Source organism: Mesorhizobium sp. WSM3860 (genome assembly GCF_002294995.1).
Classification (GTDB): domain Bacteria; phylum Pseudomonadota; class Alphaproteobacteria; order Rhizobiales; family Rhizobiaceae; genus Mesorhizobium.
Genome location: NZ_NSGF01000012.1, coordinates 38,695 through 53,541, shown reverse-complemented (window position 1 = coordinate 53,541; position 14,847 = coordinate 38,695). Strand labels below are relative to the sequence as shown.

General features: G+C 63.6%; 15 protein-coding genes. 7 read left to right on the top strand and 8 right to left on the bottom strand.

What is annotated here, in order from left to right; translation table 11 throughout:
- Positions 1-5 precede the first annotated feature (5 nt).
- Both CK220_RS19315 and CK220_RS19310 read right to left on the bottom strand, forming a co-directional pair.
- Positions 6-395, bottom strand: coding sequence for an SET domain-containing protein-lysine N-methyltransferase (locus tag CK220_RS19315; protein ID WP_095813062.1), 390 nt, complete (start codon positions 393-395; stop codon positions 6-8).
- Between the two features lie 100 nt (positions 396-495).
- Complete coding sequence (locus CK220_RS19310; protein ID WP_095813061.1) at positions 496-2,595, bottom strand: S9 family peptidase; 2,100 nt, start codon at positions 2,593-2,595, stop codon at positions 496-498.
- A 122-nt stretch (positions 2,596-2,717) separates the two neighbouring features.
- Here CK220_RS19310 and CK220_RS19305 point away from each other — a divergent pair, with 122 nt between their 5' ends.
- Complete coding sequence (locus tag CK220_RS19305; protein ID WP_095813060.1) at positions 2,718-3,086, top strand: hypothetical protein; 369 nt, start codon at positions 2,718-2,720, stop codon at positions 3,084-3,086.
- Positions 3,087-3,498: 412 nt separating this feature from the next.
- Positions 3,499-3,927, top strand: coding sequence for a MucR family transcriptional regulator (locus CK220_RS19300; protein WP_067320912.1), 429 nt, complete (start codon positions 3,499-3,501; stop codon positions 3,925-3,927).
- 131 nt (positions 3,928-4,058) lie between these two features.
- Here CK220_RS19300 and CK220_RS19295 read toward each other — a convergent pair whose 3' ends face one another.
- Both CK220_RS19295 and CK220_RS19290 read right to left on the bottom strand, forming a co-directional pair.
- Positions 4,059-4,487, bottom strand: a complete 429-nt coding sequence (locus CK220_RS19295; RefSeq protein ID WP_095813059.1) for a SufE family protein — start codon at positions 4,485-4,487, stop codon at positions 4,059-4,061.
- Between the two features lie 114 nt (positions 4,488-4,601).
- Positions 4,602-4,994 (bottom strand): DUF5330 domain-containing protein, encoded by a 393-nt coding sequence (locus CK220_RS19290; RefSeq protein ID WP_095813058.1) that lies wholly within the window; start codon positions 4,992-4,994, stop codon positions 4,602-4,604.
- Positions 4,995-5,527: 533 nt separating this feature from the next.
- On the opposite strand from CK220_RS19290, the gene CK220_RS19285 reads away from it, so the two are divergent.
- The 3 genes from CK220_RS19285 (at position 5,528) to CK220_RS19275 (ending at position 8,449) form a co-directional block, all read left to right on the top strand.
- The gene (locus CK220_RS19285; protein WP_095813057.1) at positions 5,528-7,270 is read left to right on the top strand and encodes a PAS domain-containing sensor histidine kinase; all 1,743 of its coding nucleotides are present in this window, start codon (positions 5,528-5,530) and stop codon (positions 7,268-7,270) included.
- The gene (locus CK220_RS19280; protein WP_095813056.1) at positions 7,245-8,033 is read left to right on the top strand and encodes a peptidoglycan-binding protein; all 789 of its coding nucleotides are present in this window, start codon (positions 7,245-7,247) and stop codon (positions 8,031-8,033) included. Before CK220_RS19285 ends, CK220_RS19280 begins: the two co-directional genes overlap by 26 nt.
- Positions 8,034-8,101: 68 nt before the next feature.
- Positions 8,102-8,449, top strand: coding sequence for a DUF1491 family protein (locus CK220_RS19275; protein WP_095813055.1), 348 nt, complete (start codon positions 8,102-8,104; stop codon positions 8,447-8,449).
- Between the two features lie 61 nt (positions 8,450-8,510).
- Here the strand turns inward: CK220_RS19275 and CK220_RS19270 are convergent, their stop codons facing one another.
- Positions 8,511-9,518: a DUF2336 domain-containing protein gene (locus CK220_RS19270; protein WP_095813054.1), complete on the bottom strand. Its 1,008-nt coding sequence runs from the start codon at positions 9,516-9,518 to the stop codon at positions 8,511-8,513.
- A gap of 188 nt (positions 9,519-9,706) precedes the next feature.
- On the opposite strand from CK220_RS19270, the gene CK220_RS19265 reads away from it, so the two are divergent.
- Entirely contained in the window at positions 9,707-9,895 is a 189-nt protein-coding gene (locus CK220_RS19265) for a hypothetical protein (RefSeq protein ID WP_082953733.1), read from the top strand.
- Between the two features lie 7 nt (positions 9,896-9,902).
- Here the strand turns inward: CK220_RS19265 and CK220_RS19260 are convergent, their stop codons facing one another.
- Together CK220_RS19260 and CK220_RS19255 are read right to left on the bottom strand one after the other, a co-directional pair.
- Positions 9,903-10,451 (bottom strand): DUF1254 domain-containing protein, encoded by a 549-nt coding sequence (locus CK220_RS19260; protein ID WP_095813053.1) that lies wholly within the window; start codon positions 10,449-10,451, stop codon positions 9,903-9,905.
- On the bottom strand, positions 10,444-11,028 hold the full coding sequence (locus tag CK220_RS19255) for a DUF1214 domain-containing protein (RefSeq protein ID WP_095813052.1): 585 nt from the start codon (positions 11,026-11,028) through the stop codon (positions 10,444-10,446). The genes CK220_RS19260 and CK220_RS19255 overlap by 8 nt, the downstream gene beginning before the upstream one ends.
- A 267-nt stretch (positions 11,029-11,295) precedes the next feature.
- Here CK220_RS19255 and CK220_RS19250 point away from each other — a divergent pair, with 267 nt between their 5' ends.
- Positions 11,296-12,489 carry a DUF930 domain-containing protein gene (locus CK220_RS19250; protein ID WP_095813051.1) on the top strand — a complete coding sequence of 398 codons (1,194 nt, stop codon included), beginning with the start codon at positions 11,296-11,298 and terminating at the stop codon, positions 12,487-12,489.
- A gap of 58 nt (positions 12,490-12,547) precedes the next feature.
- Here CK220_RS19250 and CK220_RS19245 read toward each other — a convergent pair whose 3' ends face one another.
- Positions 12,548-14,704 carry a penicillin-binding protein 1A gene (locus tag CK220_RS19245; RefSeq protein WP_095813050.1) on the bottom strand — a complete coding sequence of 719 codons (2,157 nt, stop codon included), beginning with the start codon at positions 14,702-14,704 and terminating at the stop codon, positions 12,548-12,550.
- Between the last annotated feature and the right edge of the window lie 143 nt (positions 14,705-14,847).

Genomic DNA, 14,847 nt, shown 5'->3' with positions numbered 1-14,847 from the left:
TCCGATTACGGGTGGCGGTCGCCCAAAAAATCGAAGCCGTTTTCGAAGAAGTGGTTGTAGTCGCAGGTCAGTTCCTCGCCGGGGGCGATGTCGCGCAGTGCGTAGGTTTCCTCTGGCGAGGAGACGTCGCAGTTCGGCTCGTCGGCATGGTTCATATAGCGCGCATCGTCGGCCTCGAAGACGATATAATTCCGGTCGCGCCTGTCCGGATAGGAATAGCGGTCGAGGTAGGACTTCACTGGGCCGCTTTCGTTCTCATAAGTGTCGACCGAAATGCGCCGGTCGAACCTTGGATCGAGCTTCCAGATCAACGTGCCCTTTGGAATGCGGTGTTTGGCGAAGACGCCGATGCCCTGGATGGGCGATTTGTCGAGATAGACGTCGACGAGCAGCATGACGAACCCTGGAATGACAGTTGGCGCGGCCCGAAACAGCCGCGACCAAAAACGACGGCGCATTGCGTAGCGCGAGGTGCTCGCGATTGCGAGGGAAAAATCAGGCCTTGCCGGTCACTTTCAACGCAAAGGCGTAGATATACGCGATCTCCTCCAGGCGCGAGAACCGGCCCGAGGCGCCGGCATGGCCGGACTCCATGTTAATCTTGAACAGCACCGGATTGTCGCCCGCCTTGCGGTCGCGCAGTCGCGCCACCCATTTGGCCGGCTCCCAATAGGTGACGCGCGGGTCGGTCAGACCTGCCAGCGCCAGGATCGGCGGATAGTCGAGCGCCGCGACATTGTCGTAGGGCGAATAGGCCGCGATCGTCCCGTAGTCCTCGGCCGAGGCGATCGGATTGCCCCATTCGGGCCATTCCGGCGGCGTCAGCGGCAGGCTGGCGTCGAGCATTGTGGTGAGCACGTCGACGAACGGCACCTCGGCGACGATGCCGCCGAAGCTTTCGGGTGCCATGTTGGCGATCGCCCCCATGAGCATACCGCCGGCCGAGCCGCCCTGCGCGACGATGCGATCGTGCGACGTGTAGCGCTCGGCCACGAGATGGCGCGCCGAGGCGATGAAATCGGTGAAGGTGTTCATCTTGTGCCGACGCTTGCCGTCGTCATACCAGCCGTAGCCCTTGTCCTTGCCGCCGCGCACATGGGCGATGGCGTAGACGAAGCCGCGGTCGACCAGCGACAGGCAATTGGTGTTGAAGGCGGCGGGAACCGTGATGCCATAGGAGCCGTAGCCGTAGAGCAGGCAGGGCGCCGAGCCATCAAGCGGCGTGTCGCGATGGTGGATCAGCGAGATCGGCACCAGCTCGCCGTCGGCAGCCGGCGCCATCAGCCGGCGCGTGACATAATGCTCCGGATCGTGGCCCGATGGCACCTCCTGCGTCTTCAAGAGAACGCGCTCGCGGCTGCGCATGTCGTAGTCGAACACCTGTGCCGGTGTCGTCATCGAGGAATAGGTGAAGCGCATCACTTCGGTGTCGTATTCGTAGGAGCCGGAAAGGCCGAGCGAGAAGGCCTCCTCGTCGAAGGAAATGAGGTGCTCCTCGCCGGTTGCCCGATCGCGCACGACGATGCGCGGCAGGCCCTCCTTGCGTTCCAGCCTGACCATGTGGTGCCTGAAGCCGAGCACCGACAGGATCAGCCGGCCGGGCTCGTGCGGCACCAGTTCCTTCCAGTTGGCCGGCACCGGATCGTCGACCGGCGCGGTCATGATCTTGAAGTCCTTGGCGCCGTCGGCATTGGTGAGGATGAAGAAGACGTCACCGCCTTCCTCCAGATCATATTGCAGGCCGGTCTGGCGCGCCGCCACCAGCTTCGGCTCGGCGAACGGCTCGTCGGCGCTCAGAAGCCGGTATTCGGAGGTTTCATGGTCGTTGATGCCGATCATGATCCAGTCGTTGGAACGCGTGCCGCTGACATCCATGAAGAAGCCGGCATCTGTCTCTTCGTAAATCAGCCGGTCGTTCTCCGGACTGTCGCCAAGCGCGTGGAAGAACACTTTTGACGGGCGGTGGCTGTCGTCCAGGCGGGTGTAGAAAAAGCCGTCGTCTCCGGCATTCCACACGCCGCCGCCACCTGTATCCGGGATCAGATCGGTGAGTTCCTTGCCGCTGGCGACGTCTCGCACGCGCAGCGCGAAGAATTCCGAGCCCTTGTCGTCGAAAGCCCAGAGCAGCTTGCGATGGTCGGCCGAATGGTCGAATCCGCCAAGACGGAAATAGGGCTTGCCTTCGGCTTCCGCATCGCCATCGAGCAGGATCTCCTCAATGCCGCCATCGCGCGGCGTGCGGAAGTAGCGCGGTTGCTCGCCGCCGAGCTTGAACGACGAGCCGTAGGCGTAGGGACCGTCCTTCATCGGCACGGTGGAGTCGTCCTCCTTGATGCGCCCCTTCATCTCGGCGAACAGCTTGCTGCGGAGTTCGGCCGTGTCGGCCATCAGCGTTGCCTGGTAGGCATTCTCGGCCTCGAGATGAGCGCGGATCGCGCCGTCGAGCAGTGCAGGGTCCCTGAACATCGCCTGCCAGTTGGCGGCCCGCATCCAGGCATAGTCGTCGGTGCGGGTGATGCCGTGATGAACGTCGAAGATGGGGCGTTTCTCGGGCCGCGGCGGGATGGCGGTCGGAAAGACGGAGGTTCTGGTCATTGCGTCTCGCTGTGGAATTTGCCCGAAATTTGCTTGAATGGCGAATGAACGCGTCGCTCAGCAGCGGTTCAAAGGGCGGGGTTCAAGGTGGTCTACACAAGGTAAGTCGAAAGGGGGAAAAGATGAAATCCTATGTTCGAGCCGCCGTGGCTTTCGCTGTCGCTTCGGCAGTCCTGGCCTTTTCCGGCCAGTCTCATGCAACCGTGTTCGCAGCTTGGCAAGTGGCTGGCGTGCCGTTCGGCGACACGCTCAACGCGCGTAAGTATCCGTCAAACACATCGCAAAGACAGGCGGCCTATCCGAATGGCACGGTCTTGCAGATGACCGGCCGTTGCACGGGCGGGATAGATCTGCTCGACATAGCCGGCCAACCGCACTGGAAGCAGCGGCAGACGATCCGCTACCGCTGGTGCGAGGTCTGGCACGATCCGGCGCAGAACGGTCATTTTGTTACCGGGTGGGTCTACGGCAAGTACATCACACCCTACTGAGAGGTTCGTCGAGGCCACTTGGCTGTGTGACGCGAGGATGAATGTCGCGGCCTATGATCCTTAGGATTCTTCGTTCACAGGGTGGCCAAACCTTAGTTTAGCCAAGCATTAAGAAGCTGATTTGACGCGACCAGAGGTGTAAAAGCGTGCTTGACGCCACGTCAGGCTGCACTGACCCCGCCAGAAAAATCTCGTTAAGTTACACGGCACACGAATTTTTGAAGCTGAATCGGCAATATTTGATGAATATCGCCGAATATAATTCAATAGGTGAATTGACTTACTTGCAGCACAGGGTCATTAAGATGACGCGACGCGAATCGCAGGGCTTGCCTGCATGAAATTCGCGCGGTGCCCGATCCAGAAAAAGGGCGCAGTCTAGAAAACAAACTCTCGTTGGGGCCTGAGCACAATGGATATCGTCGAAACACCTTCAAGGAATGGGGACGCGCTAATCGAGCTGACCGCCGATGTCGTCGCGGCCTATGTCAGCAACAACCCGGTGCCGGTCGGCGAACTGCCGAACCTGATTGCCGATGTCCATGCTGCGCTCGGCCGCGTCGGCGGCACGACGGAGCAGCCTTCGGCCGAGAAGCAGAAGCCGGCCGTCAACCCTAAGCGCTCCGTGCATGACGACTACATCGTCTGTCTCGAAGACGGCAAGAAGTTCAAGTCGCTGAAGCGCCACCTCATGACGCACTACAATCTCACCCCGGAAGAATACCGCGAGAAGTGGGGCCTGGACGCCAACTATCCGATGGTCGCTCCAAACTACGCAGCCGCCCGTTCGCAGTTGGCCAAGAAGATGGGCCTCGGCCGCAAGCCCAAAGGTCGCCGGTAGCAGCTTACGCAATTCGGCAAAAGCAAACGGCGCCCGCGGGGCGCCGTTTGCTTTTTGAACTATTTTAGGAAAGGCTTGCTGCGAACGGGTCAACCCGCCGCAGTGCGGCTTGTTGCCGGGCTTGGGTAGAGTCAGGCGGTTTGCCTCAAGGCGGCTTCGGCGTCGCGCTTGATGCGCTTGACCATAGAGCGAAGTCCGTTGGCGCGCTGCGGCGACAGATGCTCGTCGAGGCCGAGCTCTTTCAGCGTCACTTCCGCATCGGTGTTCTGGATTTCGCTGGCCGGCCGGCCCGAGAACAGCGCCAGCATGATGGCGACAAGGCCGCGCACGATGTGGGCGTCCGAATCGCCGCGGAAGCTGACCACCGGATCGATGCCTTCTTCCTGCTCGGTGGTCAGCCACACCTGGCTGACGCAGCCCGGCACCTTGTTGGCCGGTGTGCGTTCCGCCTCGGGAAATGGCGGCAGCGCCTCGCCGAGCTCGATCACATAGCGGTAGCGGTCCTCCCACTCGTCGAGCAGGGAGAAGTCGTCGCGGATCGTTTCGATCGAGGTCGTCATTGCCCGCATATAGTAACCCGGCGCCGCCGCGTCACGGAAAAAAGAAAGACGCCGCGGGCGTCGAGAGGTCGGACGGGCCCGCGGCGTTAGAGCAATTCCAGGAAAAAGAAAGTCTCAGTTCTTCGCTGTCAGCGTCACCGGAATGTTGACCTTAGCGGGCAGCACGAAGTCCTCGGCGACGCTGCCGGTGGTCTCGACAGACGTTTTCGCTACCTTCGCATCGGGCGCGACCGCCTTTTCCGACTGCTGGTCATCAAGCATGGCGGCGGCGATCTTGGCTGTCTCCTTGGCGCGCACGGTGATGGTGTGCATGGCCGATTTGCCGGTCTCGCAAACATCCGGCTTGCGCTCGCAGATGCCGGCGATGTCGCCGACCGCCTCGCGCGCCGCAAACAGCGCCTGGATCGGCCCGACCGCCTCACGGCCATCCTCGTCGGGGCCTACGCTGAGCGGCAGCGCCAAGAGCACCAGCGAAAACCAGAAAGCCAGTCTGATCAGAAAGCCCATCTCAATGCCTCTCGTCGTGACCGGATCATGCATCCATCGGCATGACCTCTTTTATGGACAGGATAGTGGCACAAACGCGCGAAGGGCGGCTTGCCCTGAACTCGCGAATTTTCTTCAAATTTTAGGTAAATTCGAAAGGATTGGTTTTCCCAATCGATTTAACTCAAATCTCATCGACGGCATTAACTTTGAAGTAACCATCTATATAGCTGTTTCAAAAGAACAATTTTGAAGAGGGCGGGCACCGGCGCTGGGTTTCCAGGAGGCCAGGCGAGCCGGGCTTTGGCTAACGCTCCATTTACCATGGCGGCAGATCGGCGGGCTTTGGGGTGCCGGCGTCCCGATATTTGCCTTGGGCATGGCGCTCGCCTTGTCTGCCTTATCCATTCCTTAAACGCTGAATGCGACCTTCGAGCCATCAAGAGTCACCTGCAAAAAGGCAGGGCAATTCACGACCGGGTACGAGTGCGTTGAGTTCGATTACGGCCAGATACGTTCCTCTGCCTGGCGCGGTTGCCGACGGCTGCGAACGCATGGTTCATCCGACCGTCATGGACGAGGCTGAGCGCCTGCGCCAGCGCCGCTTCATCGGCGTCATGCTCGCCGCTCCCTTCCTCGCCGCGGGTGCGGCGGTGACGCTGGTCACCTCAAGTCTGGGTGCCGCCGTTACCGTGGCTGCGATCTTCGGCGCTTTCGGTCTGTGCTGGTTTGCAGCGCTTATGGTTGCCGCCACCGGCCGCATGAGGCTCGCCGGCCGTGCCTCGGTTGCGACGGGTGGCTTCGCGCTTGCCGGCGCAATTGCCGCGGCAGGTGGCTTGGCCTCGCCGATTGCGCTGCTCGCCGTGGCTTTGCCGGTCGAGGCCTGGTGGATTGCCGGATCGCGCCGCGCCGCGCTCTCGGGCGCGCTGGCGGCACTTGCCGCCATTCTGCTGCAGCCTTTCGCGAACCAGTTCCTGCCGCTCGGCGAGACCGGGATCGCCAGTTGGCACTGGCTGCTGCCGCTTGCCTGGGCACTGACGCTCTTGCCGCGCGCGGCTGCCTTCGCCAATCCGGCCAACGCTCGCCAGGCGGAACCTGCGGTGGACCGTCTCGAAGAAATCATCGACGCCGTCGTGCTGCGCGTCGGCCGCCAGGGCGAGGTGCTCGACGCCTCGGCCAAGGCGCGTTCCATTCTGAAGCTGGCGCCGGAACTGCTGCTCGGCACGGGCCTGTTCGAGCGCGTCCATCTTTCCGATCGCGTCGCCTATCTCACCGCGCTCGCGGACATGCGCGAGGGCGCGCCGAAGCGCCGGCTCGACCTGCGCATCCGCTTGCCGCGCGACGGTAGCGGCTCGGCCGACAATTTCCGCCCGTTCCGCCTTGAATTGATGCGCGGCGCGCTGGAGCAGGACATCTTCACCTTCGTCCTTCGTGAGAACGACGAGGTCGCTGCGCTCCGCGAAGAGCTTGCCACGGCGCGGGAGGCTGCGGCTGCCGCCGAAGTGGCCAAGGGGCGTTTCCTGGCGGTGGTCAGCCACGAGCTGCGCACGCCCCTCAACGCCATCATCGGCTTCTCCGACATGCTGCTGCACGAGATGTTCGGCGCCTTCCGTGATCCGCGCCAGAAGGAATATGTCGCGCTGGTCAGGGAGTCCGGCCAGCATCTTTTGTCCGTCGTCACCTCGATTCTCGATGTCTCGCGCATAGAGGCAGGCGCCTATGCGACCGAGCTCGAGCCGTTCCGCTTCGCCGATGCCGTCGACATGTGCGGCTCGATGATGCGGCCGCTGGCGGAGGCCAAGGGCATCTCGCTCGGCGCGCAGATCGCGCCTGACGCCGGCGAGATCAATGCCGATCGCCGCGCCGTGCAGCAGATCCTGATCAATCTCATTTCGAACGCCGTGAAGTTCACGCCTGACGGCGGCAGCGTGGTAATCGGCGCCAAGCGGGTCGGCTCGCGGCTGCATTTCTGGGTGAGCGACACCGGCATCGGCATCGCCGAAGAAGATATGGCCAATCTCGGCAAGCCGTTCATGCAAATCCAGAACGACTATACGCGCCGCTTCGAGGGAACCGGGCTCGGCCTGTCGCTGGTCAAGGGCCTTGTGGGGCTGCATGAGGGCACGATGTCGATCGAGAGCGCCCCGGGCGAGGGCACGACGGTGACGATCAGCCTGCCGGTGAACGGACCGAAGCGGCGCTCGGGCGCGCCGGTCGACGTGCTGCCGGTGCCGATTGCAAAGCCGAAGGGGGATGCAAATGGGGACAGCAATGGCTCGCTCCGCAAGACGGCCTAAGGTGGTCGAACCCGAGCGCGGCATGCTTGCCGAGGGCGCTGCGGCGGTTGGCCAGATGATCTCGCGCAATCCGGTTCTGGTCGGCGGCTCGACCGCCTTCCTGGTGACGCTCTTCTACGTTTCGGCCAACGCGCTCTGGTACCAGCCTTTTCCGCACACGGGCGCCTTCTTCGCCACCAGGAGCATCGAGAATTTCCCGCATGCCATCTCGGATGAGCCGGAGACCACCATCAACATCGTGCGGCAGGCGCCGCCGCAGCCCACTCCCAAGCCCGACCCGGTCGTCCAGGAGGTGCAGGGCATATTGAAGGACCTCAATTTCTACGACGGCACCGTCGACGGCCTCACGGGCCCAGCCACGCGCAAGGCCATCCAGGCCTATCAGCTCAAGGTCGGCATGCCCGCTGCCGGCGATATCGACGGCGCGCTGCTCGATCAGCTTGGCGCCAGGCAGACGACCGCGGCCATTCCGCGTCCGGCGCCGAGACCGGCCGATAGGGCGACGGCCCAGGCCGCCGGACCGGCAGCCATTCCGGTCTCCGCCCCGGCCAACGGCGCAACGCAGGCGCCCGACGCCCGCATCGTCAAGATCCAGGCTGGCCTGAAGGCCTTCGGCAACGACGATATGCAGCTCGACGGCGTCGTAGGCGCCCGCACCAAGTCTGCGATCAAGGAGTTCCAGGCGCTGTTCGGCCTGCCCGAGACCGGCGAGCCGGACGAAGTGGTCTATGCCAAGATGCGCGAGATCGGCCTGACAAACTGAGGGCTGCCGGCTTTTCGGTTCCATTGCCGATGCTGTAAGGAACCGCGCATGCCATCCGGAACCCTGCCATGCGCGTGACTACCGATCTTTGGGTATCGGCCCTTCTGCGCCGGGTCTTCACCGCCGGCGGTTTTGCTGCCGTGGTCAAGCGCGGCGCGACCGAGGCTGGCGCCGTCTTTGTGTTGTCGCGCGGCCGGCTGGGCGAGGTGGCTTTGTACGGACCGGCGCCGCAAACGAGCTACGATTCGGCCAAGCCCGACGAGCGCTTCTTCACCTTGCTCGATTCTGGCGACGATAGCTCGGCATTCGATGCAAGGCTGGAAAAGGAAAAGAGATTCGATCCCGACATCTGGGTGGTCGAGATCGAGGCCGGCTCCGTTTCGGTCGAGGAGCTTGTTGCCGTGAAGGCGGAATAGAGGCGGCGGCCCGGCGTCCCTTCCGGCCATGGAAAACCGCTGTGCACTTTTGAGAATTGGTTCAGGACGCCCTGCGGCCGGTGGCCTTGTCATCGCTGTTCGATGCGTGGCGCCCTGCGCTTGCTGTCTCGACGGCATTGCCGCGTATCGTCCGCGACAGCGTTTCGGCTTTCCAGGCCCGCACCTTGTCTAGCGCTGCCTCGCGATGCAGCCGCCGATAGCGGTCGAGGAACAGACGGATCGCCTGCGGATGCGGGAACTCGCCAGGATAGACCGCGACCGCGATCAGGAAGGCCCTGTCTTCGCTGAGGTCGAGCGCCTTGAGCCCCGCAAGCAGCGCTGCGTAGTCCGATTGCTCGATGATCGAGCGCGCCGTGGCAAAATCGATGTCGAGCGCATCGGCAAGCGCTGTCTGGAAGAAAGCAAGGTTGCCCGTCAGCGCCGTCTCGCGCAGCTTCAGATAAGTCGACTGGCCGAGGAACAAGTTGACCGCCGCACCTTCGCCGTCGGGCCGCATCATCGAGCGCAGGCGCCGCCGCGCGTTTTCCTCAGACACGCCGGGATCCGGGCGGCTGCCTTCTGTTGTGGACGCGGGCGCCGGTTTCACCGGCGCGAGCTTCGTGACCGTCTCCGCCGGCCGCGTGTTGACCAGCGTCGGCTTCTCCAGCGCGCGGATCAGGTGGGCGATGGTTGCATTGAGTTCCTTGCGGCGGGCGATTGCGCGCGCGTGCGGTAGACCATGGCGGCCGATGAGCGCGATCAGATCGATGTCGCTCAGCGCGTTCGAGCGGGTAAGCAGCGGCGCCGCGATCTCGACCGGCTCCTCGGCCAGCCGCCGCACCAGCGCGGCCGGCGCATATTCGCATTCGGAAAGGGCCGCGGCGACGTAGCGGCGCGATTCGACCGACACTTCGTCGAACAGCGGCAGCGTCAGATCCTCGAGCTGGGCGATTTCGCGCCGCGACGGGCGCGTCAGCGAGCAGAAGGCCGACACTGCGGCGCGGAACAGCCTTTCGGCTTTTCCCGCCTCGGTCCGGATAGCGATGTGCCTGAAATCCGAAGAAGACACGGAGGATACGCCCGATACTCGACACAGACCCGGCCCCGCGCAATCCGGCCGGGCCGGTTTCGCGTCTCCAGGGAACAAACATCAAATTAGCCGCGATCCGTTAGCGCTCCGTTAACCCTCTGCCCGCCTTAATCGACTTTGGAGGCGTTGCGTTGTGCTCCGGTCCAACCGAGAGGAATACGCGAACCATGGGCATGGTCCTGTCTTTCGTGCCGCGAGCGGCACCCGTCAATCGAGTAACCCACGACACCGACACGGCGGCGGCCGTCATCATCTTCCCCGGCGTCCGCTATGAGCCACAGCCGCAGGTCGGCGCCGCGCGTCCGGACGGCCCGGACAAGCCGGGGTCGCCACGGCCACTAGTGCCGCATCACTGAACTGACGCTAGTAGTCCTGCAGCTCGCAGGCGCTCTGTTCGAGAAAGCGCGACACGATCGGCTTCCAGCTATCGTCCGGCACGAAGGCGCGGACGACGAAGATTCCCTCCTCGATCGGCACCTCGACGAAGATCGCGCCCTGCAAGTCCTCGGGAAGATCGCGCCGCACGTCGATCATCTGCGCCGGTGTCAGCACCACGGCATCGAGCTTCTCGCTGTTCGCATTGTGGTCGTTGAAGGAATAGATGTTGTGGCCGCTGCGGTCATAGACCGAGGCCGACCAGAACGGCACGTCTCCCGGCGCCCGGATCCGCACCAGCCCGTCGGCGAGATTGAAGCGGCAGGCGGCCGCGTAGAACATGGGGTCGACCGACTTCACCACGGGGGCACCGCCGGCCTCGGCGTCCAGGCGCGTCATCTTGTAGAGGTCGGAGGCCATTGCCAGCCGCGACCAGGCATCGCGCTCGGAAAATTCCGGCACCAGAAACAGCACCGCGATATGCACGATGCCGGCGCCGAGCAGGCCGAGGATCAGGGCGTGCAGCAGGCTACGCATGGCAGCCCGCCTTTAGGATACGCGGCAGCGTCACGTCGGAAAGCCCGGTGCTGCTCGCGATCGGCGTGTCGTAGAAGGTCAGCACGAAATACATCTTGCCGAAGCCGGCCGTCAGCAGCCAGTTGCCCGGGGCAGGGCGGTCGCCGACGGAGATGACGACCGAATTGTCCGGCCGGCGCAGCACCTCGTAGGATTGCAGCGCCGCCTGTCTCGCCTTGCCGGTGTCGAGGACGCCGAGCGACTGGTCGGCGGCATAAAGCGTCCAGAACCGCGCCGTCGGGTAGCCACCTTCGAGCGTATAGGCGCATTCCCGCTTCAGCGGCTGGCCGGCTTCGTCGCGCTCGGCAACGAAGGACAACCCTTCCGCCCGGCCGAGCGCCAGCACGCCCTCACGCGCCACGCGCGCCTTGGAATAGGGGTCGGAGCCTTCCGTGCCGATTTCAGGAAAAGCTGTCCATTGGCCGATGCGGATCGCGCCGACGCCGTCCTGCGCGTTGAGCGCGTACCAGACGCTGCCGCCGCCAAGGCCGATGGCGATGGCAAGCGAAAGCAGCGTGAGGAAGACGGTCTTGAGCATGGAAGGCCGGAACTGAGGAGGTTGCCCGGGATATCGCGGCGTGGGGCCTCGTGGCAAGCCGGCGTGCCGTGGGCGTGGCGATATTCAGGTGGTTCCGGCCTGCAAGCAGCATAACGTTCCCGAGTCAGCGACCGGCCTGTCACAGACGAGCCTGCACCCGCGCCCTGATTCTCGCACCTGCACGTGGCCATCCAATCACTGACTTGTCAGGCGCCGATCCGATGCGTGTGCTTGAAGCCGCCGCCATTTCGTTCCACATCGATCGGGATGAAGGGCGAGACCGAAGAGCGGCGTCGGAATTTGGCGTGGACTTTGCCCGCATCGCTGATGCTGCATGCGCTCATCGCAGCGTTTCTGGTCTATACCTTGCCCAAGCCCGCCCAACAGCCGGATCAGGAACAGCCGGTCAATGTCGCGCTTGTGCCTCCGCCCGAGCAGCCGAAACCGAAGCCTTCGCCCGCACCGCAGCCGAAGGAACTCAAGGCCGAAAAGCTGCCGGAACCGAAGGTCGAAAAACCGCCCGAGCAGAAAGTTGAAAAGCCAGTGCCGGAAAAGCAGCCGCCGAAGCCACCGCCGATCGCGGTGCTAAAGCCCGTTTTCCAGTACGGCGACAAGGACACCGGCCCCAGGAAATCCCTGGATGGAGCCGGCAACCGGGACAACACGCCGTCGCCGGCAAAGGATAACGAGACCAAGCCGCCTGCCGTGCCGAAGCCTGTACAGAAGCAATCTGCTGCGCCGGCAGATGCCGATCAACCGGCAGATCAAAGCACGGCTGACGAGAAGCCGGTAACCGCCGCGACGGACGCCGAGCCGGCGCAAAGTGAGGAGAAGCAGGCAAGCCAGGAAACGGATAAACAGCAGGCAGCCAAACAAGAGGCAGGAGCGCCAACCGCCGAAAAACAGACAGCCGTGGCGCCGGCGCCGCTGGATGCTAAGAGCGGCGGTAAAGTCGAGCTTCCGGCGCCGGCCGCAAAGCAAAAGCCCAACCCCGCAAATGCGCTGAAGTTCAGGCCTGCAAAGGTCTCGAAGCCCAGAAACAAGAGCGCCGGGGCGCCAAGTTCTACCAACGCCGCCGTTGCTGCGTCGCCGATCTATTCCGGCCTCCCGGGTGTTCGAAAGCTCTATTCGCAGGGCGCTACCGGCGATGCGCTGGCCACAAGCCCTATGAGCGAGGTGCCTCGCGGCCAGCGGGTTGCCAACCTTTGCGGCAGCGTTTTGAACGAGGAATTGCAGGGCGCCTCTTATTCTCCCAAATGGCTGCCATCCATTCCGCTGAAGGTGGGCAATGTTCTTAGCCCTCCGGTGGCCGCCTTCAGCACGGCAACCACATGGTACCGCCTCAGCTTCCGGTGCGAGGTCGACGCCGATGCGACAAGGGTCTTGTCGTTCAACTTCCGTGTCGGGGCTGAGATCCCACCCGGCGAATGGGCCCGGCTCAGATTGCCTAGTCTCCGCTAAGCATTTCCCTCGAAAGCGGGTACCGGTTTCGGGACAAGCGCATGCGTCGAGCGAAGGTTCAAAGCGCCGACAGCGTCTCCGGCAGGGTAGGAGCGTTGAGAACCGGCGCCGCCTGGAAGGCTTTGGTCATTGCCCTCAGCGTCTGCGTGGTGCGGCTGGACAGCACCGGCGGACGCTCGGCCTCCGCCTGCGCCGCGGCATCCGCGGCCTCCTTCTTGGCCTCTTCCTCGGCCTTGGCCGCGACCTCCGGGTCGACCCAGGGATGATCGAGGCCAGGGATCGGCTTCAGGTCGATGTTCTGGTGCGCATAGACCATCAGCCGCTGCCAGACCATCGCCGGCAGCGAGCCGCCGGTCATCTTGTTGGTCGGCGTGAAATCGTCATTGCCGAGCCAGACGGCGGCCGTGTAGTTGCCAGTGAAACCGACGAACCAGGCGTCTCGGTAGGACTGCGTGGTGCCGGTCTTGCCCGCGACGACGATGTTGGGAAGCTGCGCGCGCCGCGCCGTGCCGATCGCCGGCACCGCGGCCAGCATGGTGTTCATGTATTTCAGCGCTTTTTCCGACAGCACACGGTGCGGTTGCGGCGAGTCCTTGGCCCAGTCATAGACGACGTCGCCGGTGCGGGTGACGAGCTGTGTGATGCCGTGCCGGGAGCCGACGAAGCCGTTCTGCGCGAAGACGCTGTAGCCTGTCGCCTGGTCCATGACCGTCATGAGGGACGTGCCGAGCACCATGGTCTTGTGCGATTCCAGCGGCGATTCGACACCCATGGATTCGGCCATCGCCTTGATCGGCCCGATACCGAGATAGTCCTTGGCGAGCCGCACCGGCACGGTATTGATCGACTTGGCGATTGCCGTGAGCAGCGTGACGTTGCCGGCCGAGCCGCCATTGTAATTGTGGGGCGACCAACTGCCCCAACTGACGGCGCCGCCGGAAACCACCGAGTCCGGCGTGAAGCCGTGCTCCATCGCGGTGGCATAGACATAAGGCTTGAACGACGACCCGGTCTGCCGCAGCGCCTTGGTGGCGCGGTTGAACTGGCTGGCACCATAGTCGCGGCCGCCGACGATGGCGCGCACCGCGCCGTTCGTCTCGATCACCACTACCGCGCCCTCGGTAACGTTGTATTCCTTGCCGAACTGGCGGAGATGGAATTCGACCGACTCTTCGGCCGCTTTCTGGATATTGGCGTCGAAGGTCGTATGGGCGACCAGCGAGTGTTGGCCGGGCTTGGCGATCTTCTTGACCTCGTCGAAGGCCCAGTCGAGGAAATAGTCGGGGCTCTTCTGCTCGCCGCGGTCGACGACATCTGCCGGATGCAGCCGCGCCTGCAGCACCTGGCCCTCGGTCATGAAGCCGGCGTCGACAAGGTTGGAGAGCACCACATTGGCGCGCGCACGGGCGGCCGGCAGGTTGATGTGCGGGGCGTATTTGGTGGGCGCCTTGAACAGGCCGGCCAGCATTGCCGCCTCGGCGAGGTTCAGGTCCTTGACGCTTTTGCCGAAATAGAAATCCGCCGCCGCCTCGATACCGAACGTGCCGCCGCCCATATAGGCGCGGTCGAGATAGAGCTGAAGGATCTCCTTCTTGGAGAGGTTGGCCTCCAGCCAGAGCGACAGGAAAGCCTCCTTGATCTTGCGCTCCAAGGTGCGCTCGTTGGACAGGAACAGGTTTTTGGCCAGCTGCTGGGTGATGCTGGAGCCGCCCTGGACCACCGAATTGGCGCGCACATTCTCGAAGATCGCGCGCGACAGGCCGAGAACGTCGATGCCGTAGTGGTCGAAGAAGCGCCGATCCTCGGTCGCCAGCACCGCCTTGATGACGATGTCCGGCATTTCGTCGACCGGCACGGAATCACGCTGGATGATGCCGCGCTGGCCGATCTCGTTGCCGTAGCGGTCGAGGAAGGTGACGGCGAAATCGCCCTGGTTGCGCCAATCGCCGCCGGTGATCTCGAAGGCGGGCATCGCCAGCGCGAGCAGCACCACGAAGCCGCCGGCTCCCATGGTAAAGCCTTCGCTCAGCACCTCGATGATGGCGCGCCGCCAGCCATGCAGGCGGAAGCGACGGGAAAAGATGGTCGCCGCCTCCCAGAATTCACGCGCTTTGAAGCTGATCTCGTAGAGCGAGGAATCGAGCCACGCGTCGACGGCAAGAGCCGCCGAGGCGATCCGGCCTCTTCTCTTGCGTGGTTTCGAAGGACTTGGCATTCCAGACTTCCGCCCCAATGCGCTTTCGCCCGAAAACAGCATGCGGGCAGTTTCAGGTGACACCCTGCCAAACTATTCGACCATTTTATCACTGCTCACAAGGGCAGCGAAGCCACAGCACAAGCTTTGTTGAATGGAGGTCA